Source organism: Paraurantiacibacter namhicola (genome assembly GCF_001687545.1).
GTDB classification, from domain to species: domain Bacteria; phylum Pseudomonadota; class Alphaproteobacteria; order Sphingomonadales; family Sphingomonadaceae; genus Paraurantiacibacter; species Paraurantiacibacter namhicola.
Window position 1 is genome coordinate 1 of record NZ_CP016545.1, and the last position, 25,346, is coordinate 25,346.

The following is a 25,346-nucleotide window of genomic DNA, read 5'->3' on the forward strand; positions in this document are numbered from 1 at the left end:
TTCGGTTTCCCCGTCGCACCGATTCGGTCGCGGCGGCGGAACGAAAAAAGAACACGAAACGCAAGGGGCCGGCGCGGCAAGCGCTGGCCCTTTTTGCATTTGCGAAAGGTTAAGGAGGGGTTGCCGGAAACACCAAGGATTCCCGCGATTCGCGCGGCGATCTGAGAAATCTTGTTTGTTTCCAGTATCTTCAACGAAACGCTGCGACATAGCGTAGTGTCAAGGCGGTATATTTCAGAATTTTTGCAACCCCGCTCTTGCCCCTTTGCCCCCACTGTTTTTACACAGTTGGAACCGGTCGGGGGCTGACCTGCCCACGGCCTGCCAGAAGAGACGAGAATCTAAGCCATCCGGGTCGCGAAACCGCGCTTCCCGGTCATGGCAGGGCTTTGCCGGAAGGGGACGCCGGCTTGCCCGTACGGGATGGGGAAACAGTGAGATGGCGCGTAACGCACATCTGAATCGGGTGGGGAAATCCGTGAGGGACACAGACGCTTTGAGCAAAGAAGAACAGGAAGCGTTGGACCTTGCAGCAGACTGGTCGGACATCAGTGTCGGCCTGCGTAAGGATTTGGGGCAGCAACTTCACAGCCAGTGGATCAAGCCGATCCAGGTGGGCAATTTCTGCAAGGAAACGGGCACGCTGGACCTATTCCTGCCGACCGAATTTTCCGCCAATTGGGTGAATGACCGGTTCCAGGACCGGCTGAGCCTGGCGTGGAAGATCGCCCGCAGCGAAGTGCGCCATGTGCGCATCTCCGTCCATCCCGGCCGCCGCAAGCTGGGCGATTTGAACCTGCGCCCCGATGGCGGGAAGCGCGCGGCCAATGATGCCGCCTATGCCACCCTGTCCATGGGCGCCATGGGCGAGGACAGCCTCAGCTCCTCCGTCGGCCTCGACCCGTCGCAGACCTTCGGCGCCTTCGTGACCGGGACCACCAACGTGCTGGCCTGCAATGCGGCCGAGCGCATGGCCAAGGTGGAACAGCCGCAGTTCAGCCCGCTGTACCTGAAAGCCGCCACCGGCCAGGGCAAGACGCACCTGCTGCACGCCATCGGCCATTCTTACATGCAGGCCTTCCCGCGCGCCCGCATCTTCTATTGCAGCGCTGAGCGCTTCATGATCGATTTCGTCCAGGCCCTGCGCCAGAACGAGATGATGGAATTCAAGGCCCGGCTGCGCGGTTTCGACCTGCTGCTGGTGGACGATCTGCAATTCATCATCGGCAAAGCCAGCGCGCAGGAGGAACTGCTTTATACGATCGATGCGCTGCTGACCGAGGGCAAGCGTCTGGTCTTTGCCGCCGACCGCGCACCGCAGGCGCTGGACGGTGTGGAACCGCGCCTGCTCAGCCGCCTGTCCATGGGCCTGGTGGCCGACATCCAGCCCGCCGATATCGAGCTGCGCCGCGCTATCCTGGAATCCAAGCTGACCAAGTTCGCCCCGCTGGACGTACCGGCGGACGTGATCGAATTCCTCGCCCGCACCGTTTCGCGCAATGTCCGCGAGCTGGTGGGCGGCCTGAACAAGCTGATCGCCTATGCCCAGCTCACGGGCCAGGAAATCAGCCTGCAGCTGGCCGAGGAACAGCTGACGGACATCCTGTCCGCCAATCGCAAGCGCATCACGATCGACGAGATCCAGCGCACGGTTTGCCAGTTCTACCGCGTCGACCGCAGCGAAATGAGCAGCAAGCGCCGCGCCCGCGCAGTGGTTCGCCCGCGTCAGGTGGCGATGTACCTTTCCAAGGTGCTGACCCCGCGCAGCTATCCGGAAATCGGCCGCAAGTTCGGCGGGCGCGATCACTCCACGGTGATCCACGCCGTCCGGCTGATCGAGGACCTGCGCAAGCGCGATGCCGATATGGACGGCGATGTGCGCAGCCTGCTTCGCCAGCTGGAAAGCTAGTTTGCCTCACGAGCCCGCATCCGCGGGTTCGTCCTCCCGGCTATTCCCTTCCCCCGGATCAAGTCCGGGGTACGGGGCCGGTCCGGACGGACGCCAAAGCTGATTGGCGCCCTTGCGATCTGCCGGAGGCAGACCGAAGTCTCGACAGCTTGTGCACAGGCTGCCAACAGGCCGTCCATGAGTCTGTCCCCTGAACGCCTGGACCGTTTTGCGCGCCATATCGTGCTGCCCGAAGTGGGCGGCGCGGGGCAGGCGGCGCTGGCGGGCAGTCATGTCGTGCTGGTCGGCCTGGGCGGCATCGGCTCGCCTGCGCTGCAATACCTTGCGGGCGCGGGGATCGGGCGGCTGACGCTGGTCGATGACGGCGATGTGGAGCTGAGCAACCTCCAGCGCCAGACGATCTACACCACGCGCGATGTGGGCCATGCCAAGGCGGTCGCCGCGCGGCGCTGGCTGGCCAATTTCGACAGCGAAATCTCCGCCCAGCTCATCGACAACAGGGTCACTCCGGACAATGCCACCCGGATCGTCGAGGGCGCGGACCTTGTCATCGACGGGACGGACAATTTCGCCACCCGCCTAGCCATTTCCGATGCCTGCGTTGCAGTCGGCGTGCCGCTGCTGTCCGCCGCCGTCGGGCGGTTCCAGGGCCAGGTCGCAGGCTTTGCCGGGCACTTGCCTGACGAGGCCTGCTATCGCTGCTTCGTTGGTGATGCCTTCGATGCCGAGGATTGCGACACCTGCGCAGAAGACGGCATGCTGGGCGCGATGGCCGGATGGACCGGGACCTTCGCCGCAATGCAGGCGGTGCGCATCCTCATCGCGCCCCAGATGGGTAGCGCGGCGTGGGGCCAATTGCACCTGATGGACGGACTGAAGCCCGGCATGCGCTCCCTCGCCATCGCGAAGGATCCCGATTGCCGGGCGTGCAGCAAGAAAGAGACGGATTGACGTGAGCGGACAGGAGACGGGGATGCGCGCACGCGCACGGGCGCTGATCGAATCCGGCTGGTTCGAACGCGCCATCATCGCAGTGATCGTGATCAATGCGCTGGGCCTGGGGCTGGAGACATCGCCCGCCGTCATGGCCCGCTTCGGCGGTGTGATCGCGGCGCTGGACAGCATCGCCATCGCTATCTTCACCGTGGAGATCGGCCTGAAGCTGTTTGCCTATGGCTGGCGCTTCTTCCGCAATGGCTGGAACGTCTTCGACTTCGTCATCGTGGCGGTCGCGCTGGTGCCGGCATCGCAGAAATTTTCCGTCCTGCGCGCCCTGCGCATCCTGCGCGCCCTGCGCCTGATTTCCGTCGTGCCCAGCATGCGCAAGGTCATCGTCGGCCTGTTCAGCGCCATACCCAGCATCATTACCGTGATCATCATGCTGCTGCTGATCTTCTACATCAGCGCGGTCATGGCCACGAAGCTGTTCGGCGCAGCCTTCCCGGAATGGTTCGGCACGCTTGGCGCATCACTCTATTCGCTGTTCCAGATCATGACGCTGGAAAGCTGGTCCATGGGCATCGTGCGGCCCGTGATGGCCGAGTTCCCCTATGCCTGGGTGTTCTTCGTCACCTTCATCCTGATAACCAGCTTCATCGTGCTGAACCTGTTTATCGGTGTGATCGTCAACGCCATGTCCGAAGCCACGGACGAAGAAGCGCATAGCGAACGCGAGATGATCCTGACCGAGCTGCGCGAACTTAAGGCTGAGATGCGCGCCCTGCGCGGCGGGACGCCTTAGCGGGCGCTAGGAGCCGAGCACCTCGTCCACCCACTCCGGCACCAGCTCGCTCGCTGCACCAAGCCGCGACTCGGTGAAGAAATGGCTGCCCTGGCTCAGTCAAAAGCGCTTTTCAATCGCGCACGATCCATTTCCATACCCTCGCCCAGATTTCCGGAGCCAGAGATAAGCGCGAACCCTCATTGTCCGGATCTGGAACCATCATCTGGTGGTTCGCTTCGGGATAGACCCAATAGTCCAGATTGGATTTCCCACTCGCCTTGAACATCATCATCGCAAAGTCGGTATTGATAATTGGCGCGGCGCGGTCGTCACCGCCCTGGACCAGCAGCAAGGGTATATCGAGGCTCAACATGTCCTCTATCGCGAAACGCGCGCCGAATCCGGTCCATCGCCGATTGGACTCGCCCATGAAAGCGCGCTCGAGCGCATATGGCGCTTCGCCGATCGCGCCGATGGCTTCGAATATTTCCTCGACGTTCTCTTGCGCCTCAGCTCGTGAAATTTCGCCCCTCTCGGCCCGCAGTCGCTGTTCAATGATGAAATCGAAATACTGCGGCAGGGCGATCCCGCCCCAGCCCACCGCCTTGTCAGCATCGCTGATTTTGGCGACCGCAAAAACATATTGCGCGCCTTCCGAGCCACCGACGATCACCACCCGATCAATCTTGTCACCAAGTTCGTCGCGGGCATGGGAGATTGCGATGACAGCGCGCTGGACGAGTATTGGAAATGACATGCCCGCTCGGTACTCCGGGCCGTCCAGCTGAACCGGACGTCCGCGTTCAGGATCAAACTCAATAACCGAATTGAACGGAATACCCGGCTTATCGATAAGCATGAAATGTCCACGATGGCTGTTGGCAAACAGCTCGCGCGGGAAAGTGTATCCCCTGCTACCGTCAGTGAATTCCTGAAAATGCGGGTAGGCACCAGAACCCTGCAACCACACGATGAGCGGACCTGTGCTGCCGCGATTATCCGTGTCGATGTGCCAGGAAACATCCCCGAGCAACGGGTCGGCGACACCATGGTGCGAATAGTCACCCTGCGCCGGGAAATCCAAGGTCTTGGCAAAAGCCGCCGACGGAATGGCCGCAAGGACGGTCAATCCCGTCAAAATCGCGGCACTTAGTCTTACTCTGCTTTGTAGCATGAACGGTCCTTTCGACAGGCTTCGCTACATATCCAATAGCCGTTCTACCCACCGCGGGACCAAGTCGCTCGCCGAGCCCAGATGTGTCTGGTCGAACAAATGGCTGCCCTGGCTGTGCTCCAGGTTCAGTTCCAGCGTGTGCGCGCCGTGCTGGCGGGCTTGCTGGACGAAACCGGCGGCGGGATAGACCGCGCCGCTCGTGCCGATGGAGACGAACAGGTCGGCTGCCGATAGCGCGGCGAAGATCCGGTCCATCTCATACGGCATCTCGCCGAACCAGACGATGTCCGGGCGCATGGCGCCGGCGTGGCCGCAGGCGGGGCAGGCCGTAGCGGCGGTGAGATCGCCCTCCCAGCGATGGCACGCATCGCAGGCGGTGCACCATGCGGACAGGCCCTCGCCATGCATATGGAGCACCCGCTCCGCCCCGGCGCGCTCGTGCAGATCATCGATATTCTGGGTGACGATCAGGAGGCCGCCGTCGAAGTGGGCATCCAGCTTCGCCAGCGCGCGGTGCGCCGCGTTCGGCTCAGCCGCCAGGATCTGCGCGCGCCGCGCGTCATAGAAGCGCTGCACCAGCTGCGGATCGCGCGCGAAGGCCTCCGGCGTGGCGACATCCTCCACGCGGTGATCTTCCCACAGGCCGTCGTCCGCGCGGAAGGTTCTCAGCCCGCTTTCCGCGCTGATGCCCGCGCCTGTCAGGATCACGATGTTTTCCGGTTTGGTCACTGCGATTGCTGCTCACCCTTGTCGTCACCCTGAACTTGTTTCAGGGTCCATCCCTCCGCTTGCACAGCTGGCTTTGTGAGGCACGATGGATCCTGAAACAAGTTCAGGATGACGGATGAAACTCGGACGGAAATAGCAATGGCACGCATCGGCATCATCGGAAGCGAAGGACGCATGGGACAGGCGATTGCCGAGGTCCTGGCGGGCGGCGAGCATGCGCTCGCAGGCGGCGTCGACCGCGGCGGCGATGTCACTGCGCTGGCGGCGAAGGCAGACGCGCTGGTCGATTTCTCCAGCCCTTCCGCGCTGGCTGCAAACCTCTCTGCGGCGAGGGCGGCAGGCATCCCCGTGCTGGTCGGCACGACCGGCCTGGAGGGCGATCACCACGGCGCGCTGGACGAGGCAGCAACCCAGATTCCCGTGCTGCAGACCGGCAACACCTCGCTCGGCGTGACGCTGCTGGCCGCATTGGTGAAGAAGGCCGCAGCCGCGCTGGGGCCGGACTGGGATGTGGAGGTGCTGGAGATGCACCATCGCATGAAAGTCGATGCCCCCAGCGGTACGGCCCTGCTGCTGGGCGAAGCGGCCGCAGCGGGCCGGGAAATCGACCTCGCCGCCAATATCGAGAGCGGACGCGGGCACGACTTTGGCGGTCACACCGGCCAGCGCAGTGAAGGCGCGATCGGCTTTGCCGCCCTGCGCGGCGGCACGGTGGCGGGCGAGCATTCGGTCATCCTGGCCGGCGAGCAGGAGCGGATCGTCCTGTCCCATTCGGCAGAGAATCGCGCCATCTTCGCGCGCGGCGCAGTGCGCGGGGCGGCTTGGCTGATCGGGCGCGAAGCGGGCCGGTACACGATGAATGACGTGCTCGGGCTTTGAAGGGTTTCGCCATCGGATCGGGCGTGGCCATTGCCTTGCTACTGAGCGCGATCGGCTTCGTCATGGTGGGTCCGGGTGGCGGCAATGCCTACCCGTGGCCGCTCCGGGTCAGCCTTGCGGCGGTAGTGCTGCTCCCAATCGGCTGGCGCGCCATGGTGCAAACGCCTGCGCCTTGGAAGCTCGGCCTCGCATTGGCGCTGGTGATGCTGGCCATCCTGTTGCTGCTGGCGCTCCCGTTCATGGATCCGGGCTGGATGCGCGAGACGCACGGCGGTGTCTTCGCCGTCTGGGCGACCCTGTGGTTCGTCGCCGCCCTGCCCTTCATGCGCAGCGCCACGCGGCGGATCGGCTGACATGACGAAAGACCAGATTTTCGAGTTTTTCCGGCGGCTGGCGGAGGACAATCCCTCGCCCGAGACGGAGCTGGAATATGGCAATTGCTACCAGCTGGTCGTGGCCGTGGCGCTATCCGCGCAGGCGACCGATGTGGGCGTCAACAAGGCGACCCGCGCGCTGTTCGCCAAGGTAAAAACGCCGGAACAGATGCTGGCGCTGGGGCTGGACGGGCTGATCCAGCACATCAAGACCATCGGCCTGTTCAATTCCAAGGCCAAGAATGTCATCGCGCTGAGCCAGCTGCTGGTGGACGAATATGGCAGCGCGGTGCCGGACACGCGCGAAGACCTCGTCCGGCTGCCCGGCGTCGGGCGCAAGACGGCCAATGTCGTGCTCAATTGCTGGTTCGGGCAGGAAACCTTTGCGGTCGACACGCACATCCTGCGCGTCGGCAACCGCACCGGCCTCGCCAAGGGAAAGACGCCCGAACAGGTGGAAGCCAAACTGGAAAAGCGCGTTCCCGCCCCCTTCCGCCTCGGCGCGCATCACTGGTTGATCCTGCACGGACGATATGTGTGCAAGGCGCGCACGCCCGAATGCTGGCGCTGCCAGGTCGCGGACCTGTGTAGCTTTCGCAAGAAGGTGCTGGAGAAGCCCAAGGGTCGATAGATTACAGCAGGGAGCAGCGGTATGAATTGGGTAGAATTAACTGAGGGATCGTCGAACAGCGAAATTGCCTACATGTTGCTGTTTCTGATCGGGATCGGCTTTGTCCTAATGGTCCCCTTTGTCGCGATTCTTGGAAAGATAGTCGCGCTGAAGAAGAAGCCTCAAGCAAGAGCGCTTTGGACCACGTCCTTGGCTTACGCAGCAGCTGCGATCCTCGTCATGCTTTGGATGGGACCGATGCTCCCACCATGGATCATACCGCTATTACCCTTGCCAGGGGCCGCAGTGATCTTCTTCTGGCTCCGCATGAATTATCGAAAAGCATGGCTGGAAGATCACCAGGTCGACGGCTCAATCGACTTGGAAAACGACGATTGGCGAGTCGGCATTATCACGTTGATCCTGATCGCGGTCATCGCGACAGCCCGCTTTGTCTTTAGCGGAATGGAATTGTGACGGACAGTCCGGGGGCGAGCCGGTAAAGGCCCGCCCCCCGGCAATCATCAGCCCCGAATCAGCCCCAAATCAGCCCTGGTCCACCGCCTTGCTGACGAGGACGTGCACGGACACGCGGCGGTTCTGCGCGCGTCCAGCGGGGGTGGAATTGTCCGCTGCCGGATCGGCCTCGGCCATCCCGGTCGGCGTGAGCATGCGCCAGGGCTTCCATGCGCACTGCTGCTGCAGGTGATTGACCACGCGGCCTGCGCGCTTCTCGCTCAGCACCTGGTTGAAATCCTGGTCGCCGGTCGAGTCGGTATAGCCGACCACCAGCAGCAGGGCGTTGTCGGTCGCGGCAGCCTGCTGGGCGGCCTGGCACAGCTCGGTTGCGGCAGCGCCCTTCAGGTTCGAGCGACCCGTGTCGAAATAGACATTGGTGGTCGATTTCACATTGTACTGGTCGATATCGCCAAACCGGCCCCGCAGCGCCTCGGTGGCGGCGGCGTTTTCCTGGATCGCGAACTCGTTCTCGCCAAAGCGCTGGTCCGTTGCAGTGTGGATGCGGGCGACTTCGGAATAGTCGTCGCTGCCGAAGCGGACGGAGGTGGCAATCAGGCCGCCTTCCCACTGCTTGGTCTTCATCTTCACCGGCAGGCCGGTGATCAGCGCGCTGGTATCCAGATCGTTGCGGCCGAGCCCCAGGAAACCGTCGCGCGCCTTGATGTCGGTGATCTGCGCCACGCTGACTTCGGCACGCTGGCCTTCCTTCGTGCGCACGACGACCTGCTGGCCCTTGCGCGCGGTGATGGTGCCCTCGACCTCGGGCCCGTCCTGCAGGCCTTCGAAGCTGGTGGGCATGGTGCCGTAGACGTTGATGTCCTGCTCTGCGTAGGCGTCCTGCGCAGTGGCCGGGATGGCGGCGGGTGCGGCGAGCAGCGCGGCAAGCGCCAGCTTCGCGAATGCGGTCTTGTGATTGGTCATTGGTGTTCTCCTTCCAATTCCGCGCGGAGGCACGCCCCTGCACGGCGACACGAATTGAAGGAGGCCGCCCTGTTGGCCGCGACCTTGCAGGCGGATGAACCCGAATGTCAGGAACCGCGCGGCGCTGGTTAACGCGTGCCAGCGGCGGGACGAATTGCGGGCGGTAAGCTGCTGCCTACCCTATTCGCCCGCGTGCGATCGCCACTGATAGGTGTCGGTATATTGCTGCATCGCCTTGATGCGGTCGCCGTCCATTTCGAAAGAATGCACGAATTGCGCATTCAGCTTCGCCCCCGTGGCCTTGTGCATCCCAGTGTAGCGCCCTTCCGAGACCACGCGGTTTCCCTCGGATGTGAACCGCTCCGGCGTTGCGGCAAAGTCGTCATACTCGCCAAGAATCGGGGCAAACACGCCGTTCAGGACGCCCTCGAACCCGATATGCGGATTGGACTTTTCGTAGGGTCCGCCTTCCGCTTCGATCCAGCGGACATCGTCGCCCAGCATGGCCGCAATTGCGTCCATGTCGCCAGCCGCAAAGGCGGCATACAGTCGTTTGGCAGTTTCGACGGGTTCTGGAGTGCTCATGTCATTGTCCTCTCGTCACACATCGTCCGCAGAGACCATCTCCGCCTTGTCGATCTCGTCCGTCATCACGCCGACCGTGACCGCGACGGTGGCATCGCCGGTGACGTTGGTGGCGGTGCGCATCATGTCCATGATCCGGTCCACCCCGGCGATGAAGGCGATGGTTTCCAGCGGCACGCCTACGGCGGTGAAGATGGCTGCCATCATGATCAGGCCTGCACCCGGGATGCCGGCCGCGCCGATGCTGCCGACTGTCGCGAGCAGGGCGATGGTGAAATAGTCGGCCGTGTCCAGGTTCACCCCGAAGATCTGCGCGCCGAACAGTGTGGCGAGGCCCAGGTACATGGCTGTCCCGTCCATGTTGATCGTGGCACCCAGCGAAGTGGTGAAGCTGGTGACCGGGCGGCTGACGCCAAGGTTGCGCTCCACGCAGCGCATGGTCACCGGCAGCGTCGCGTTGGAGCTTGCGGTGGAGTAAGCGACCGCGATGGCGTCCACGATGCCGCGGAAGAAGTCCGTGACCGGCAGGCGCGCCAGCCCCTTGATGATGCCGACATACATGACGCCGATGATCAGCAGGCAGCCGAGGTAATTGAGCCCCACCAGCTTGGCGAGCGCCACAAGCGCCGGGACGCCGACCGTGCCGGCCACCCACGCCATCAGCGCAAACACGCCGAAGGGGGTCAGCTCCATCACCAGGATGGTCACCTTCTGCATCACGATAGCGCCGCTATCGAAGATGCGCTGGGCCGGTGCGCCGTCTTCCTTGGCCATCAGGATGCCGATGCCGATCAGCAGGCTGAATACGATCAGCGGCAGCACGTTGACGTCAGCCATCACCTGCACCGGGCTGGTGGGGATGGCGTTCAGCAGCGTGGCGCGCCAGTCCATGGAATCCGGATCGGGCACGGCGCCGCGTTCGATCACGCTGGTATCCAGGCCCACGCCCGGCTCCAGGAAGGTGCCGAGCGCCAGGCCCAGCCACACGGCGACTTGCCCAGTTACGATGAACAGCAGCAGCGCCCGCCAGCCCACGCTTCCCAGCTTCCTGAGATCGCCGATGGCGGCCACGCCGCTGACAAGGCTGAAGAAGATCAGCGGGACGACCAGCATCTTGATGAAAGCGATGAAGACATCGCCGATGATCTTGATGCTTTCCGCACCCGGCCCCCATACGAGGCCCACCACGATGCCGAGCACCAGCGCGCCGATGACACGCTGCCAGAGGGGGATGGCGAACCAAGTCTTCATGCGTGCTATCCTTCGTGTCCGATTGCCGCCAGCGCGATGCGGCGGTAGATGCGGGTGAGCGTGTCGAGGTCGGCGACCGCAACCGCCTCGTCCGTCTTGTGCATGGTGGCGTTGACCAGGCCGAACTCGATCACCGGGCACACATCCTTCAGGAAGCGCGCGTCCGACGTGCCGCCGCTGGTGCTGGCCTCGGGCGTCACGCCCGTCTCCGCCTCGACCGCTGCGGCGACCATGTCGCTGAATGCGCCGGGCGGGGTCAGGAAGCTCTCGCCGCTGATCACGGGACGGGCCGTGCCGCCGTGCTTCTCGGCAATCGCCGTCACGCGCTCTGCCAGCGAGGTGCCGGTGTGCAGATCGTTGAAGCGGATGGAGATGCGGGCCGTGGCCTTGCCGGGGATGACGTTATGCGCCCGGTTGGCGACGTCGAATTCGGTGATTTCTAGGTTGCTGGCCTGGAACCAGTCGGTCCCCTCATCCAGCACCAGCGCGTCCAGCTCGGCCAGGATGGCGACCATCTTGGGCATCGGGTTGTCGGCCAGGTGCGGATAGGCGACGTGGCCCTGCGTGCCGTCGACTTCCAGCCAGATGTTGACCGAACCGCGGCGGCCGATCTTCATCATGTCGCCAAGGCGGTTCACGCTGGTGGGTTCGCCCACAAGGCACAGGTCCGGCTGCACGCCGCGCTGCCGCATCGCATCGATCAGCGCGCGCGTGCCGTGCAGCGCCGGGCCTTCCTCGTCGCCCGTGATCAGGAAGCTGAGCGTGCCCGCATCCTGCGGTACGTCGGCCACGGCAGCGGCCATGCAGGCGATGGAGCCCTTCATGTCGACTGCACCGCGGCCATAGAGCAGTTCGCCCTTCACCTCCGGCCCGAAAGCGTCGGTCGACCAGCCTTCCCCCGGCGGCACCACATCGAGGTGACCAGCAAAGGCGAAGTGCTTCGATCCGGCAGGCCCTTCGCGCACGGCGAGCAGGTTCTCGACCGGCTCTTCCTCGCTGCCTTCCGCCCCCTCGCCCCGCGTGAAGCGGTGGACGGCGAAGCCCAGCGGGCTGAGCATGGCCTCCATCGCATCGAACACGGGCCCACGCGCGGGCGTTACGCTTTCGCAGGCGATCAGCGCCTTGGCATTCTCCAGCGCGCTCACGCGTCCGCCACCTCTTCGTAAGCGGAGATGGTCCATTCCTCGGCCTCGGACGCCTCGCGCCACTGGACCATCCAGTCATGCTCCCAAACGGCCTGCATATAGGCCTGGGCGAAGCCGGGGACGTTGACGCCATAAGTCAGGAAGCGGCTGACGATGGGGGCATAGAAGATGTCCGCCGCCCCGAAGGTGCCAAACAGGAAGGGGCCGCCTGCGCCGAAGCGGGCGCGCGCCTCTGCCCACAGGGTCAGGATGCGGATGATGTCCTGCCTGCATTCCTCGCTGACCGAGTGCCCTTCGACCTGGCGGCGGATGTTCATGGGGCATTCGCGCCGCAGCGGCAGGTAGCTGGAGTGCATTTCGGCGACCATGGCGCGGGCCATGCCGCGCGCGGTGTCGTCCTTGGGCCAGAAGCGGTCGCGGCCCACCTTGTCGGCGAGGTATTCCATGATGGCCAGGCTGTCCCAGATCACCGTCTCGCCGTCCCACAGCAGCGGGACCTTGCCGGCGCTGGGCTGGAACTCGCCATCCTCGCGCTTGCGGGCTTCCCAGTCCTCGCCCGCGATATCGACCGTCAGCTCCTCGAACCCCAGGCCGGATTGCTTGGCGGCGAGCCAGCCGCGAAGCGACCAGCTGGAGTAGTTCTTGTTGCCGATGATCAGCTTCATGCAGTGTGCCTGTCTGGAGGGTTGGGTCGTGGGGCCACGGCCTATCCGTTCATCCAAGCGCTGTCGAGGCTGAATGGTGTTACAGGTGTTACAGTGTCCAGAAGACAAATTCCGCCGCGCAGGCGGCGCGCGCAACTCGGCCAGAACGGCTGCGACTATGGCGAGGGATTTGTCACGGTCCATACCCCGCCGCTGGCATGGCCGGCACGGTGTAGGAAAGGTCGTCGACGGTCGGAACCCTCACATGTTTGCCACGATCTACCTGCGGTCGAAATGCTCGGTTTCTTCGATCAGCAGGTCGGTTTGAAGGATACGCGAATGCGGAGCGTTTTCGCGATGGTCGCGATGGTCGCGCTTGGACAATTGGTGCTGGTCGATTGCCTCTTCCGACGCGACCCGCTTCATGGTGTCGAACCCGTCATCACCCTGATAGCTGATGTGGGTATTGCAGGTCGCAACCACGCCGTGAACTCGCAGAATCCTCTCTTCGAGATCCTCGATAATGCCCGGCCACATCGCTATCCACTCCTGCTGCGCCCGGGAGGGATTTTCCGCAGTGGAATAACCGGAATATGTGAACGGCATGGTGAACCAGACCGTCCGGACAGTGTTGCCGGCCTGATCCTTGCGCTTGTGCGTGCACTGGAAAATCTCGGCGTAATGGCGAGTCATCCGGCCATTGTTTACCGGCGTGTCATCGGTCGGGGGCGTGCCCAGATCCAGCGAATAATTGCTCGAACCGCTGCCACTGCTGCTGCCACTCGAGGAAGACCGCCGAGAGCTGTTCCGCTTCCGCGTTCTGGGGCGATAGACGAGCCGCCTGTCAGCACACAATTCCGGCTCTGATTCGCAGAGATCGTAGCTTCCTTCTTGCATCGCGAGCGGCTTGAACTTCCGGAATGTAAGTGTGCCGGGCGTGCCGTTTACCCATTCCCCGAACCTCGCATCGCGATTGGCGTAATGCAGTCCGCCGCGGCCGTGCTGCCTGTCATTTGCCCAATGCCCGGAGTAACTTTCGTACTCGCTCCCTTCGGCAAAAAACAGCTCGCCCCGACCGTGGCGCTTGCCGTCCTTCCACTTGCCTTCATAGCGTTCGCCATTGGCATACCACATCGTGCCGGTGCCAGACTGATTGCCGTTTACCCAATTGCCCTCGTACCGCACATTGCTCTGCCCCCGGGCATAATACATCGTGCCGCGCCCCCAGCGCTTGTCGCTTCGCCATTCCCCTTCATACCGGTCGCCGTTTGGCCAAGTGTAAACGCCCTGGCCGTGCCGCTGCGAACGAGCATACTCGCCTTCGTATATCAGGCGGCCGTCCTTGCCGAAAAACTTGCCTGGGCCCTGTCGCAAGCCATCGGAAAAATTGCCCACGAACTTGCGGCCGTCATGATAGGTAAACACGCCGCTGCCCGAAGCCTTGCCCTCCTTATGGCCGCCTTCATACGTCCCATGGGTATCATAGCCGATACCCTGGCCCTCGCGCTTGTCGTCCCACCAGTTTCCTTCGTACTTGACCTCGCCGTCCGCCGTGGTCAGCCTGCCCATCCCGCTGCGTTTGTCTTCGCTCCAGTGACCAATGTATGTCGGACCGTTCGCGTAGGTCATCACGCCGTGACCTTCGCGTTTGTTGTCCAGCCACTCGCCATCGTATTTCGCGCCGTCGGCCCAGTACATCGTCCCCTGATAGGTGCGATATCCGCCCACCCACGAACCTTCGTATCGGTGTCCAGCGGGATAGTGATACGTGCCGGTTCCCCAGCGTTTGCCGTCTTTGAAGTCCCCTTCATAACGGCCTCCGTCGGAGTAATTCTGCATACCCCGACCCTCATACTTTCCGGCCACGAATTCGCCTTCGTAAAGGATCGAACCGTCAGGTGCGTATTGCGCGCCCTTGCCGTGCCACGTGTCGTCCTTCCATGAACCGACGTACATGCCGCCGTCCGTCATGTAGAACGTGCCCTGTCCGCTCCGGCGATTATTGCTGTGATTGCCTTCGTACCGACCGACTTGGTTGTAGAGCACGCCGTAGCCGGAGCGCACGCCAGCCTCCATCTCTCCTTCATACCGCACGCCGTCACCCAGCTCGCAGATGAAGATGGCACCTTCAGGCGTGCACTGCGTGTCCTGCGAATGGGCCGGCGCCGCCGCGATAGCCGCTGCCAAGCCGATGAAAAGGTTCGTTTTCCGGCTCATGATGCCTCCCCCCGAAGCGCCAGATTGCTTCCGGGATTAAAGGCCGCACACCGCATTGAGTCAAATTTCCGGGAAGAAGCCCGCTAGTCGCCCATCAGCATCAGGAGGCCGAAGACCAGCGCCGTGGCAGCTGCGAAAAGCGACCATGACCAGGCGATGGCATATTCGCCCAGCTCAAGCGGGCGGATGGCCAGCACGCCGCCCTGGTAACCCCCGGAATCGATGAAGAGGCAGACGACGAAGGTGATGACGGCGCCTGCCAGGGCGGCCTTGATCAGTTCGAACATGCGCGGGCTCCCGCAAAAGCAGTCAGGTCCGCACGTCCCTTAGCACGGCTGCGCGCAGTTCGTCCAAACCCATGCCCTTCTCGCTGCTGGTGACATGCAGTTCGGGATAAGCGGCGGGGTGCTTCTTCGCCTCCGCCGCGGTGCGCGCGCGGACCTCTTCCAGCGCGCTCGCCTTGATCTTGTCCGCCTTGGTCAGCACGATGCGGTAACCCACGGCGGCCTCGTCCAGCATGGTCATCATCTCGATGTCGACCGGCTTCAGGCCGTGGCGGCTATCCACCAGAACCATGGTCCGCTTCAGCACCGCGCGGCCGCGCAGGAAAGTGCGCACCAACTTCTTCCAGTTCTCCACCACCTTCAGCGGCGCCTTGGCAAAGCCATATCCCGGCATGTCCACCAGCCGGAACTGCGTGGGATCGCCGATCTCGAAGAAGTTGAGTTCCTGCGTGCGCCCCGGCGTCACGGAGGTGCGCGCGATGGCCTTGCGCCCCGTCAGCGCATTGATGAGGCTGGACTTGCCGACGTTCGAGCGCCCCGCGAACGCGATTTCCGGAAATTCCGGTTCGGGCAGGAACTTCAGCTGCGGCGCGGACAGCAGGAAGTCCACCCGGCCGGAAAACAGCTTGCGCGCTTCCTGGGCCAGGGCGGCAGTGTCGTCTTCATGCTGATCCATACTGAACTCCGCGCGGATACCCGCCGACACCATCGTCATCCCAGCGGAAGCTGGGATCTGTTTCAAATCGAGCGCCAGCAGCGAGAGATCCCAGCTTTCGCTGGGATGACACCAGGACTCAGCCCTTCGCCTTAGCCTCTGCCGCCTTGGCCTTTTCCGCCTTGTCCTTCTCTGCCTGCGCTTTCAGCTGCGGATGCTTGGAATAGAGATACCATTGCTGCGCGATGGTGAGCACGTTGGAGGTCACCCAGTACACCAGCAGGCCCGATGCAAAACCAGCCATCACGAACATCAGCACCCACGGCATGATCATGAAGATCTGCTGCTGCATCGGGTCCATCGCGGCCGGGTTCAGCTTGAACTGCAGCCACATGGTGAAGCCCAGCAGCAAGGCCAGCACACCCACCGCCAGGAAGGGCGGCGGCGTGAAGTCCAGCAGGCCGAACAGGTTCAGGAAGGTCGCCGGATCGGGCGCGGAAAGGTCCTGTATCCACAGCACGAAGGGCTTGTGGCGCATCTCGATGGCGATGATCAGCGTCTTGTACAGCGCGAAGAAGATGGGGATCTGCAGGAAGATCGGCAGGCAGCCGGCGAGAGGATTGACCTTTTCCTCCCGGTACAGCTTCGCCATGTTCTCCTGCATCTTCTGCTTGTCGTCCTTGTAGCGTTCCTGGATCGCCTTCATCTTCGGCTGGATCGCACGCATGGCGGCCATGCTGGCGAACTGCTTCTGGGCGATGGGGAACAGCAGGGCGCGGATAATGAAGGTCAGCGCCATGATCGCGACGCCGAAATTACCGACCAGCGCATACAGCTGCTTCAGCAGCCAGAAGATCGGCTGCATGAACCAGAAGAACCAGCCCCAATCGATGGCGCGGCCGAACTTGTCGATGCCCTGCGCCTCATACATGTCGAGGACGTCGGACTCCTTCGCGCCCACGAACAGGCGGCTGGCAGTGCTGACCTGGCGGCCATTGGCCACGGTGACCGGATCGTAGAGCATTTCCGCACGGTAGAGCTGGTTGCCCTGCGAGCGGAATGCGCCGTCTGCCGCTTCGGCATCCACCGGCACGATGGCGGACATCCAGTAGATATCGGTGAAGCCGATCCAGTTGGTGCGACCTTCGGGCGCGACGGAGCCGACTTCGGCCACGTCGTCATAATCGTAATCGAAATTCACCGCGCCGCCGAAATCACCGACCGGGCCGGAATGGACGTTCCAGGTGCTGGCACTGGCCGTGCGGCTGGTGCGGCTGAGATAGCCATAGGGGCGCACCACGATGGAGCCGCCGCCGGTGTTGGCGACCGTCTGCGTCACGTCGAGCATGTAATGCTCGTCCACTTCGTAGCGGATGGTGAAGCGCTGGCCTTCGCCATTGTTCCACGTCAGCGTGACCGGTGCGCCGGGCGCGAGCGGGCCGCCTTCGGCCTGCCACACGGTGCGCGGGCCGGGCACGTTCACGCCCTCGCCCACCCAGCCGAATTGAGCGAACTGCTCTGCCGGCGTGCCGGACGGGCTGAAGGTGCGGATCGGGCCGCTGTCTGCCTCCACCGTCTGGCGGTGCGATTTGAGGACGATATCGTCCACGCGCGCGCCAACGGGGTTGATGGAGCCGGCAACTTCCGGCGCATCTATCTTCACCCGGTCGGCGGCGACCAGCGTGGTTTCAAGGTCCGCTGCTTCCTGCGCGATGTCGGCAGGATCGGTCAGGCCGCGCTCGCGCGTGCGCGGTGCAGGCTCGCCCTCGATCGCGGCATCGGCGCGCTGGGTGGGGGAATCGACCCGCTCCGCCTGCGTCACGCTGGCGGGCTGCGGGTACATCTTGCTCATCAGCAGGTCCCAGCCGAGCAACAGGCCCAGGCTCAGCACCATGGCGAGGATAAGGTTACGCTTGTCGTCCACTGCAATCCCGTCGGTATGTCTAATGAGTGTGGCGGCGCCTTACGGCACCGGGTCGTGTCCGTGACCCCCCCAGGGGTGGCAGCGCAATAGCCGCTTGGTCGCCATCCATCCACCCTTCAATGCACCATGCTTCTCCAGCGCCTCTATCGCATACTGGCTGCAGGATGGCTGGAAGCGGCAGGATGGCGGGATGATGCGGCTGGGGCCCAGCTGCCAGCCCCGCGCGATCAGGATCAGGATGCGCTTCATGCGCGCCTGCTGCGCCGGTCGCCGTTCATGGGCGGGCGGCGTTTGTCGCCCTTGCCCTGGCCCGCGCGTTCCAGCGCTTTCGAGAGCTCGGCGCGCATGGCGGCAAAGTCCCGCTCCACCCCGCCGGCGCGGCCGATCAGCACATGGTCGTGGTCGGCCAGGCCTTCAGCTGGCAGCGCATCGCGCAGCAATTCGCGGAAGCGCCGCTTCATCCGGTTGCGGACCACCGCATTGCCGATCTTCTTGGTGACCGTGACGCCGAAGCGCTTGCCCAGCCCGTCATTGGCGCGCGTCAGCAGCACGAAGCCGGGCCGCGCATTACGCAGCCCCCGATTCGCCGCGAGGAAATCGGCGCGCTTAGTGAGGGTGGAGAGGTCGGCGGGCATGTACGGGATATAGGTGCTGCGCTGCCGGAGAGGAGAATTTTTTGTTTCATGAACCCGCATCTGCGGGTTCGTCCTCGGTGCTGTTCCCTCCCCCCCGGATCAAGTCCGGGGTACGGGGCACCTGCGGGCGGGCGGCCGGCCTTGCGGTTCCCTCGGCGGGAACCGGACTAGCTCACAGTTTCTCTGCTGGAGCTTTCTACCAGAATCAAAACGGTCCGCCGAAGCGGACCGCAAGCGCGACTGCGCGCCCGGACTGGCCCCGCAGCGTAGCGGAGGGATCAGCCGGGAGGACGAAGCCGCGGACGCGGCTTCGCAAAGAGAATCAGGCGCTGAGCTTCTTGCGGCCGCGTGCACGGCGGGCGCGCAGGACCTTGCGGCCACCGACCGTCTTCTTGCGGGCGAAGAAACCGTGGCGACGAGCGCGCACGAGGTTGCTCGGCTGGAAAGTGCGCTTCATGATAAAATCCTCAAAAATCGTCCGGCGCGAGGCGTCTCGCCGCGCCAATAAAAAAGGGCCACCCGCAAAGGCGGCCTCAACATGTGGCGCGCGATTACTGGAGCAGTCCGCCCAAGTCAAGATAGGCCAGCACCGGCGCGCGTTCGATTTCCGGCTCTTCTTCCGGCACCCATTGCGCCATGTCCGCCCCCGTCAGCCACAGCGCATCGCCGAAGCCCACCGAATTGGTCATCCAGTAGAAATCGCGCGCTTCGCCCGGCTCCATGCCCATTTCGGCATAATAGTCGAGGTAACGGCGATGCTCCGGCGAATCGGCGGCGTAGTCGTTCGCCTCCAGCCCGTCCTGGTCCATCCAGGCGTGGACGGCGAACTGCGCCTCCGGATGCGCGCTGCGGCTGGCCCCTGCAAGGTAAAGCTCAACCCCGCCCGAACGCACGCTGCCGCCTTCCGGCACATGCGTCGCGATCCCGCGGGCACGGATCATGCGGCCAAGCGCCAAATTGGCGCGGTCGTCATAAGTGCCGGGCACCTCCACCAGCTGCAACGAGGCGATGCCGGGATGGGCGGCCAGCATCGCCTCGAAGTGAGTTGGCGTGTGCGAATCGGTGATGTCCACCAGCGCGGCGCGGCCATCGTCCAGCACACGGAACGGGCCATAAGCCGCAATGGCCTCGCTTTCCGTCGTGGCGACCAGCGGCGAGACGAAGCGCGCGGCAGATGGCGCATAGGCGGGCGTGTCGTTGCTTGCGCGCAGGGGCTGCGGCGGCAGGGCCATGGTGGCGCCTGGTGCCCGGCGCTCTGTGATGGTGCGCGAGGAGACGAGCACCTCGCGGCCGCTCTCGTCGATCTCGTATTCCTCGATCGTCGTCGTGGTGATCACGCCTTGCGCACTCGCAGCCGTGGGCATGGCCAGGGCTGCGAGGAGGAGGCAGAAAAGGGCGACGAGGCGCTGCATGCAAGGACCATGCGCCCGGCCCGCTTGCGCGAATCCCAACGCATGCCCCTAACCACACCTTGCGCGGCGCGGTTACCGGCGCGGTAACCCTGACGGCGGAACCGCTAGGGCGCGCCGCCGGTTGGCTGGCCAGAGAGGAATTCCCATGAGCCAGCACGCCGCCACCCCGTCCGATTACCTGCGCCAGTTCGCCGTCATCATCGGCGCGATCGCCGGCCCGCTGGGCAGCGCATGGCCGGGCCTGGCGGGAACTGGGCGCACGATTTCCGAGCAATCGGATGCATCGGACACGTGGCTCGTCCCGCTCGGCCTCGCCTTTTCGATCTGGGGTCCGATCTTCATCGGGCTGGCCTGCTACGCCGTGCTGCACGCCCTGCCCTCCCGCCGGACGATGGAGATCCACCGCCGCACCGGCTGGTGGGCCGCGCTGGGCATGGTGCTGAGCGGCGTGTGGGCGATTGCCGCATCCTACCTGCCGGTGGAGACGAGCCACTGGGTGACACCCTTCATCCTGACCGCGCTGGCCCTGTCCGCCTGCCTCGCCATGGTGCGCCTGTCGCGGGCGTGGAGTGAGCTTGGCGGGGCAGAACGCTGGGCTGCATGGCTGCCTCTGTCGCTCTTCGCCGGGTGGACCAGCCTTGCGATGTTCATCAACTGGGAACAGGCCTTCATCGGCCCGCTGGATATGGGCGTGCCGCATATCGCCACCTCGCTGCTGCTGCTGGCGGCGGCAGTCGGCTTCGTCGCATGGAACCTGGTGCGCTGCGGAGGCAACCGCGCCTATATCGTCCCGCCGATCTGGGGCCTGGCGCTGCTCGTTATGGCGCGGCTGCAGGGCGATCCGCGGATCGAGACGCTCGCCATCGCCGCAGCGGTCGGCCTGCTGCTGGTTGCGCTGGCAGACTGGGGGGCGCGCCGACGCACCTGACCGCCGCTGACGCCCGATGACAGAACCGTAACGGTCCTAACCCCTCGACACGCGCCCCCTTCCGCGCCACCAAGGGAGCACAGGAATTTCAGGGGGTTCGTGCGTGGTCGCACTGGTACAGACGGTCGCCTATCTCGGGCTGGAAGCGCGCGGGGTGGAGGTGCAGTGCCAGGTCGCCCCCGGCTTGCCCAAGTTCAACATCGTCGGCCTGCCGGACAAGGCGGTGGGCGAATCCAAGGAACGTGTACGCGCCGCGCTCGCCGCCATGGGCCTGACCCTGCCGCCCAAGCGCATTACCATCAACATGTCCCCGGCCGACCTGCCCAAGGAAGGCAGCCATTTCGACCTGCCCATCGCACTCGCCCTGCTGGCCGCCATGGGCGTGACCGATGCCGAGCAGCTGACGGACTTCATCGCCGTTGGCGAGCTGTCGCTGGATGGCCGCGTGGTGCCCAGCCCCGGTGTGCTGCTGGCCGCGATGCATGCCAGCGGCGAGGAGCGCGGCCTGATCTGCCCCGCCGCACAGGGGGCCGAGGCGCGGTGGGCCAGCGGGGTGGCGGTGGTCGCCGCGCCCGACCTCGTCAGCCTGCTCAACCATCTGAAAGGCACCAGCACCCTGCCCGCGCCCGAGCCCGGCGAAGCGGCAGAGGAGATGACGGGTCCGGACCTGAAACAGGTGAAGGGCCAGGAAACCGCCAAGCGCGCGCTGGAGATCGCCGCGGCGGGTGGTCACAACCTGCTGATGATCGGCCCGCCCGGCGCGGGCAAGTCGCTGCTCGCCAGCTGCCTGCCAGGCATCCTCCCGCAGCTCTCCCCGTCCGAGGCGCTGGAGACCAGCATGGTGCAATCGGTCGCCGGCATGCTGGAGGGCGGGCGCATCAGCCGCACGCGGCCTTTCCGCGATCCGCACCATTCCGCCAGCATCGCTGCGTTGACCGGCGGCGGGCTGAAGGTGAAGCCGGGCGAGGTCAGCCTCGCACATCTGGGCGTGCTGTTCCTGGACGAGCTGCCGGAATTCCAGCGCGCCGCGCTCGATTCACTACGCCAGCCGCTGGAGACAGGCGAAGTCAGCGTCGCGCGCGCCAACGCCCATGTCACTTACCCGGCGGACGTGCAGCTGGTGGCCGCGATGAACCCGTGCCGCTGCGGGCATCTGGGCGATCCGGCACTCGCCTGCTCACGCGCGCCGCGCTGCGCGGCGGATTACCAGGCCAAGGTCAGCGGGCCGCTGCTGGACCGGATAGACCTGCATGTGGAGGTCGACCCGGTCAGCGCCGCCGACCTCGCCCTGCCCCCGCCTGCCGAGGGCACGGCCGAAGTCGCCGCCCGCGTGCGCGCCGCGCGCGATGTGCAGTCCGCCCGTCAGACGGAAACCGGCGTCCGCACCAATGCCGGGCTGGATGGCGACGCGCTGGAGACCTTCGCCGGCCCGGACGAGGCGGGCCGCAAGCTGCTGATGCAGGCCGCCGAAGCCATGCGCCTCTCCGCCCGCGCCTACACCCGCGTCCTGCGCGTCTCCCGCACCATAGCCGACCTCGCAGGCAGCGAAGGCGTGGGGCGGATACACGTGGCAGAGGCGCTGAGTTATCGCAGGCAGGCGCCGAGGGCGTAAGTGGCCGAAATTGGGTGGGAAGCTGTCATTCCCGTTGCAATGCCCACGGTGCCCAAGCTGGGAACCGCTCGATGCAATTTCGGACAACGCTAGTGTCAGACTTAACAATCAGGACGCGATAAACTGCAACAAATGTGTCATCGGATGGCCCGCTGTCAGATCGAAAGCCTATAAACTCTCGATTGGACAATGGCGCATATACGCCCACCCGGCATATTCCATGTGAGGTAAGTGCAACGAGTGCCTTTTGGTAATCTCCGACCGTTGCATTTTCGGGAAGGGCGATGACAACGAATGGGCTGCTTCCGTGTGGTCCAACCTCTAAGCCTTCAACGCGACTAGCAAACTCTGAAAATGGCTGATTATCCAGAGTAAAGCTACCCGCCCTTGGGTCGAATATAGGCAGGTCCGGTTTGACGCCTTTCGGATACACCACACTCCCGGGCTCGCCAAAGACTTCCAAGAGGAAATCGAACTCGGTTGGATTGCCGGGCTCACTATCCATTCGCTGCAAGTTCAACAGTAGCGATAGGCCCTGTGCAGCTACGACCACGGCCAGTGCGATAAGAAGCAATATTCGGGTTCGTATCTTCAGTCGTCGGCGCATGACTTGCTTTAGCGCCACAGCTGTAAGGTTCAAACGATCTATCTCCAGGCCGGAAGCCGACTCCAGAGACAGCTATGCTACGGGGACCGGTGCGGACTGGCAGCAGAAATGGCGAAAGGCCCGCCCCTCACCCCGCCGTATCGATCGGCACCGCCTTCTCCTCGCCTGCCACATCGTCCACCACTTCCACGATGCCTTGGCCCAGATGGCTGCGGCTGCGGCTGTAGGCGAAGTAGATGACGAGCCCGACCAGCGCCCATGCGGGCAGGACCAGGATCGCCTGCCAGGGCAGGTTGACATAAAGGAACAGGCAGCCCGCCAGCGTCAGCGGGGCGATGATCCACACGCCTTTCATGCGGAAGGGGCGCGGCCGGTCCGGGTCCGTCTTGCGCAGCACCATCACCGTCACGGCCACCATGAAGAAGGCGTAGAGCGTGCCCGCATTGGCATAATCCGCCAGCAGGCCGACGGGGAAGAAGGCCGCGCCCACCGCCACGATCAGGCCGGTCATCAGCGTCACGATATGCGGCGTCTTCCATTTCGGGTGCACCGTGCTCAGCCGTTCGGGCAGCAGGCCGTCGCGGCTCATGACGAAGAAGATGCGGGTCTGCGCGAAGATCAGCACCAGGATTACCGAGGGCAGCGCCAGGAAGGCGGCGACGCCCAGCATGTTGCCGATGCCGGAGAAGCCGATCTGGCGCAGCACATGGGCCAGCGCCTCGTCCGAGCAGACCAGCGCGCAGGAATAGGCTGGCATGGCGCATTGCCGCGCCAGCTCCTCCGATCCTGCCGGGAAGGGAATGCCATCCGGCCCCATGATGGGCTGTCCGCCGATGGTCCCGATCGCGCCGGCCGCCACCAGTATGTAGAACACTGTGCAGAACAGCAGCGATCCGATCAGGCCGAAGGGCACGTTCTTCTGCGGGTCTTTGGTTTCCTCCGCCGCGGTGGAGACGGCATCGAAACCCACGTAAGCGAAGAAGATCGTCGCCGCCGCGCCGACTGCGCCGAGCCCCGTGCCGAAGCCGCCGAACACGCCCGCGGGAAGGAAGGGGTTGAAGCGGGCCGCATCGAATTCCGGGCTTGTGAGCGTCAGCACCACGAAAGCGGTGAGCGCCGTCACCTTGATCGCCACCAGCACGGCGTTGACCTTGGCGCTCTCGCTCGTCCCGATCATCAGCAGCCAGGTAACGGCCAAGGCGATCAGCATGGCGGGCAGGTTGATGAAGCCGCCCGGCGCGCCGCCCAGCGCAAGCGGGCCTGCGCTGAGCCAGGCGGGTAGCTGTATGCCAAGGAATTCGTTCAAGATCGTGCCGCTGAAATAGCCCGACCAGCCGACCGAGACCGCGCTTGCCGCCACTGCATATTCCAGGATCAGCGCCCAGCCCACCGTCCAGGCCAGGAATTCGCCGACCGAGGCATAACTGTATGTGTAGGCGGAACCCGCCACCGGGATCATCGCGGCCACTTCCGCATAGCAGAGCGCCGCGACGATGCAGACGGCCCCTGCAATCAGGAAGGCCAGCATCAGGCCCGGACCCGCCTTCTGCGTCCCCGCGGCGGTGAGGACGAAGATGCCCGTCCCGATGATGCAGCCGATGCCGAACAGCATCAGCTGGAAGCCGCCCAGCGTGCGGTGCAGCGCCTTCTTCTCGGCGGTGGCAAGGATGGATTGAAGTGGCTTTACGCGGCCAAACAGCGACATGGAAACACCCCGCTAAACGCCGGCCGAATCAGCTCGCCGGTTGGCTGTATCTACGCCTCTGGTTTGCGCGCACAATCGCGATTTTAAGGCCGCCTGTTTATTCTGCCGGAGGGGCGAACAGCGCGTCGTCCAGCGGCTCGCCCACGGCGACCTCGCGCCACCACACGGTGTTCGATTTCACGCCGTCGTAATACAGCGTGACGGTGCGCGCCTGCACCCAGCCGCTATCGGGCATGCGGATGAAATCGTCATAGGTCCGCTCGTGCCAGCCGCGCGGGGTGCGGAAGGCGAGGTAGCGGATGAAATGGCTGTCCGCATCGAAGCCGAACAGCGTTTCCTGCCCCTGCGGGTCCACGATGCGCACCAGCTCCACTGCGTGGCCGTCCACCATGCGCGGCGGGGCGAGCTGCAGGGTGAAGCCCTCCTCCAGCGCGGAGCGGACGATGCCGAAGCCGAAATTGCTCGCCCAGAAGGCATCGGCCTGCGCCTTGGGCACGATGCCCTTCTCGTTCCAAGTCGTCTCCCCGTCGAAGCCGACTTCGAACAGCACCGCGCCTTCGGACCGGGCGGAGATGCGCACCTTGCCCTCCGCAGCGTGGGCGCTGGTGCGGCCCGCGTCATAGACGCGCCACATGCGATAATCGTCCGCCCTGCTGCGCACCGCCGTGCTGTCGGCGGCATAGAATTCCGCATATCCCACCAGCATCAGCGTGCCGGGATCCAGCCAGCCATCGCCGCCATGCGCGGCAACGCCCGCCTCCACCACGGCGCGCGCCTGTGATGCGCTGTCGGATGCGGCGGCCCCCGCCTCGCCCTCGGACTGCGCCGGGGCGGCAACCGCGAAGGTGAGCGCAACAGCTGCAATAATGGCCTTGCCGATTGCACCGATCATCGCCGCTCTCCC

Annotated in this window: 26 protein-coding genes; 9 read left to right on the top strand and 17 right to left on the bottom strand. The window is 64.4% G+C overall.

Annotation, left to right across the window (positions count from 1 at the left end):
- The first annotated feature begins 439 nt into the window (after nt 1-439).
- From dnaA to A6F65_RS00015, 3 genes are all read left to right on the top strand, one after another.
- Nucleotides 440-1,909, top strand: coding sequence for a chromosomal replication initiator protein DnaA (dnaA, locus tag A6F65_RS00005; protein WP_067784317.1), 1,470 nt, complete (start codon nt 440-442; stop codon nt 1,907-1,909).
- Between the two features lie 177 nt (nt 1,910-2,086).
- Nucleotides 2,087-2,860 carry a HesA/MoeB/ThiF family protein gene (locus A6F65_RS00010; protein ID WP_067784321.1) on the top strand — a complete coding sequence of 258 codons (774 nt, stop codon included), beginning with the start codon at nt 2,087-2,089 and terminating at the stop codon, nt 2,858-2,860.
- Nucleotide 2,861: 1 nt separating this feature from the next.
- Nucleotides 2,862-3,650 carry an ion transporter gene (locus tag A6F65_RS00015; RefSeq protein ID WP_205631883.1) on the top strand — a complete coding sequence of 263 codons (789 nt, stop codon included), beginning with the start codon at nt 2,862-2,864 and terminating at the stop codon, nt 3,648-3,650.
- A gap of 112 nt (nt 3,651-3,762) precedes the next feature.
- Here A6F65_RS00015 and A6F65_RS00020 read toward each other — a convergent pair whose 3' ends face one another.
- The gene (locus A6F65_RS00020) at nt 3,763-4,770 is read right to left on the bottom strand and encodes an alpha/beta hydrolase family protein (protein ID WP_157092994.1); all 1,008 of its coding nucleotides are present in this window, start codon (nt 4,768-4,770) and stop codon (nt 3,763-3,765) included.
- 60 nt (nt 4,771-4,830) lie between these two features.
- Nucleotides 4,831-5,535: a Sir2 family NAD+-dependent deacetylase gene (gene cobB / locus A6F65_RS00025; protein ID WP_067784326.1), complete on the bottom strand. Its 705-nt coding sequence runs from the start codon at nt 5,533-5,535 to the stop codon at nt 4,831-4,833.
- Between the two features lie 138 nt (nt 5,536-5,673).
- On the opposite strand from cobB, the gene dapB reads away from it, so the two are divergent.
- Genes dapB through A6F65_RS00045 form a run of 4 tightly spaced genes read left to right on the top strand, consistent with a single transcriptional unit; the run spans nt 5,674 to nt 7,875 of the window.
- A complete protein-coding gene (gene dapB, locus A6F65_RS00030) occupies nt 5,674-6,414 on the top strand; it encodes a 4-hydroxy-tetrahydrodipicolinate reductase (protein WP_067789575.1) in 741 nt (246 codons plus the stop codon).
- Nucleotides 6,411-6,767, top strand: coding sequence for a hypothetical protein (locus tag A6F65_RS00035; RefSeq protein WP_067784329.1), 357 nt, complete (start codon nt 6,411-6,413; stop codon nt 6,765-6,767). The genes dapB and A6F65_RS00035 overlap by 4 nt, the downstream gene beginning before the upstream one ends.
- Nucleotide 6,768: 1 nt before the next feature.
- The gene (gene nth / locus A6F65_RS00040) at nt 6,769-7,419 is read left to right on the top strand and encodes an endonuclease III (RefSeq protein WP_067784332.1); all 651 of its coding nucleotides are present in this window, start codon (nt 6,769-6,771) and stop codon (nt 7,417-7,419) included.
- Nucleotides 7,420-7,440: 21 nt separating this feature from the next.
- Complete coding sequence (locus A6F65_RS00045; protein ID WP_157092995.1) at nt 7,441-7,875, top strand: hypothetical protein; 435 nt, start codon at nt 7,441-7,443, stop codon at nt 7,873-7,875.
- A gap of 69 nt (nt 7,876-7,944) precedes the next feature.
- On the opposite strand, the gene A6F65_RS00050 is transcribed toward A6F65_RS00045, so the two are convergent.
- The 13 genes from A6F65_RS00050 to A6F65_RS00110 all read right to left on the bottom strand — a co-directional run bounded on the left by A6F65_RS00050 (nt 7,945) and on the right by A6F65_RS00110 (nt 19,590).
- Nucleotides 7,945-8,838 carry an OmpA family protein gene (locus A6F65_RS00050; protein WP_067784338.1) on the bottom strand — a complete coding sequence of 298 codons (894 nt, stop codon included), beginning with the start codon at nt 8,836-8,838 and terminating at the stop codon, nt 7,945-7,947.
- 180 nt (nt 8,839-9,018) lie between these two features.
- A complete protein-coding gene (locus tag A6F65_RS00055; protein WP_067784341.1) occupies nt 9,019-9,423 on the bottom strand; it encodes a nuclear transport factor 2 family protein in 405 nt (134 codons plus the stop codon).
- Between the two features lie 15 nt (nt 9,424-9,438).
- Entirely contained in the window at nt 9,439-10,674 is a 1,236-nt protein-coding gene (locus tag A6F65_RS00060) for a dicarboxylate/amino acid:cation symporter (protein ID WP_067784344.1), read from the bottom strand.
- 5 nt (nt 10,675-10,679) lie between these two features.
- Nucleotides 10,680-11,819 carry a succinyl-diaminopimelate desuccinylase gene (gene dapE, locus A6F65_RS00065; protein WP_237164831.1) on the bottom strand — a complete coding sequence of 380 codons (1,140 nt, stop codon included), beginning with the start codon at nt 11,817-11,819 and terminating at the stop codon, nt 10,680-10,682.
- Nucleotides 11,816-12,484, bottom strand: a complete 669-nt coding sequence (locus A6F65_RS00070) for a glutathione S-transferase family protein (RefSeq protein WP_067784350.1) — start codon at nt 12,482-12,484, stop codon at nt 11,816-11,818. Before A6F65_RS00070 ends, dapE begins: the two co-directional genes overlap by 4 nt.
- A 258-nt stretch (nt 12,485-12,742) precedes the next feature.
- Nucleotides 12,743-14,680: an MORN repeat-containing protein gene (locus A6F65_RS00075; RefSeq protein ID WP_067784354.1), complete on the bottom strand. Its 1,938-nt coding sequence runs from the start codon at nt 14,678-14,680 to the stop codon at nt 12,743-12,745.
- Between the two features lie 83 nt (nt 14,681-14,763).
- Nucleotides 14,764-14,967 (bottom strand): hypothetical protein, encoded by a 204-nt coding sequence (locus A6F65_RS00080; protein WP_067784357.1) that lies wholly within the window; start codon nt 14,965-14,967, stop codon nt 14,764-14,766.
- Nucleotides 14,968-14,989: 22 nt separating this feature from the next.
- A complete protein-coding gene (gene yihA, locus A6F65_RS00085) occupies nt 14,990-15,640 on the bottom strand; it encodes a ribosome biogenesis GTP-binding protein YihA/YsxC (RefSeq protein WP_067789579.1) in 651 nt (216 codons plus the stop codon).
- Nucleotides 15,641-15,758: 118 nt separating this feature from the next.
- On the bottom strand, nt 15,759-17,543 hold the full coding sequence (yidC, locus tag A6F65_RS00090) for a membrane protein insertase YidC (protein WP_067784359.1): 1,785 nt from the start codon (nt 17,541-17,543) through the stop codon (nt 15,759-15,761).
- Between the two features lie 39 nt (nt 17,544-17,582).
- Nucleotides 17,583-17,792, bottom strand: a complete 210-nt coding sequence (yidD, locus tag A6F65_RS00095) for a membrane protein insertion efficiency factor YidD (RefSeq protein ID WP_067784362.1) — start codon at nt 17,790-17,792, stop codon at nt 17,583-17,585.
- Entirely contained in the window at nt 17,789-18,178 is a 390-nt protein-coding gene (gene rnpA / locus A6F65_RS00100) for a ribonuclease P protein component (RefSeq protein ID WP_067784368.1), read from the bottom strand. The genes yidD and rnpA overlap by 4 nt, the downstream gene beginning before the upstream one ends.
- A 322-nt stretch (nt 18,179-18,500) precedes the next feature.
- Nucleotides 18,501-18,635 carry a 50S ribosomal protein L34 gene (gene rpmH, locus A6F65_RS00105; protein WP_067784371.1) on the bottom strand — a complete coding sequence of 45 codons (135 nt, stop codon included), beginning with the start codon at nt 18,633-18,635 and terminating at the stop codon, nt 18,501-18,503.
- Nucleotides 18,636-18,729: 94 nt separating this feature from the next.
- On the bottom strand, nt 18,730-19,590 hold the full coding sequence (locus A6F65_RS00110; RefSeq protein WP_067784374.1) for a hypothetical protein: 861 nt from the start codon (nt 19,588-19,590) through the stop codon (nt 18,730-18,732).
- 145 nt (nt 19,591-19,735) lie between these two features.
- On the opposite strand from A6F65_RS00110, the gene A6F65_RS00115 reads away from it, so the two are divergent.
- The gene (locus A6F65_RS00115) at nt 19,736-20,518 is read left to right on the top strand and encodes a hypothetical protein (RefSeq protein WP_067784376.1); all 783 of its coding nucleotides are present in this window, start codon (nt 19,736-19,738) and stop codon (nt 20,516-20,518) included.
- Nucleotides 20,519-20,621: 103 nt separating this feature from the next.
- On the top strand, nt 20,622-22,130 hold the full coding sequence (locus A6F65_RS00120) for a YifB family Mg chelatase-like AAA ATPase (protein ID WP_067784378.1): 1,509 nt from the start codon (nt 20,622-20,624) through the stop codon (nt 22,128-22,130).
- A 734-nt stretch (nt 22,131-22,864) separates the two neighbouring features.
- Here the strand turns inward: A6F65_RS00120 and A6F65_RS00125 are convergent.
- Both A6F65_RS00125 and A6F65_RS00130 read right to left on the bottom strand, forming a co-directional pair.
- Nucleotides 22,865-24,442 (bottom strand): amino acid permease, encoded by a 1,578-nt coding sequence (locus tag A6F65_RS00125; RefSeq protein WP_067784381.1) that lies wholly within the window; start codon nt 24,440-24,442, stop codon nt 22,865-22,867.
- A 97-nt stretch (nt 24,443-24,539) separates the two neighbouring features.
- Complete coding sequence (locus A6F65_RS00130) at nt 24,540-25,334, bottom strand: hypothetical protein (RefSeq protein WP_067784384.1); 795 nt, start codon at nt 25,332-25,334, stop codon at nt 24,540-24,542.
- Nucleotides 25,335-25,346 lie beyond the last annotated feature (12 nt).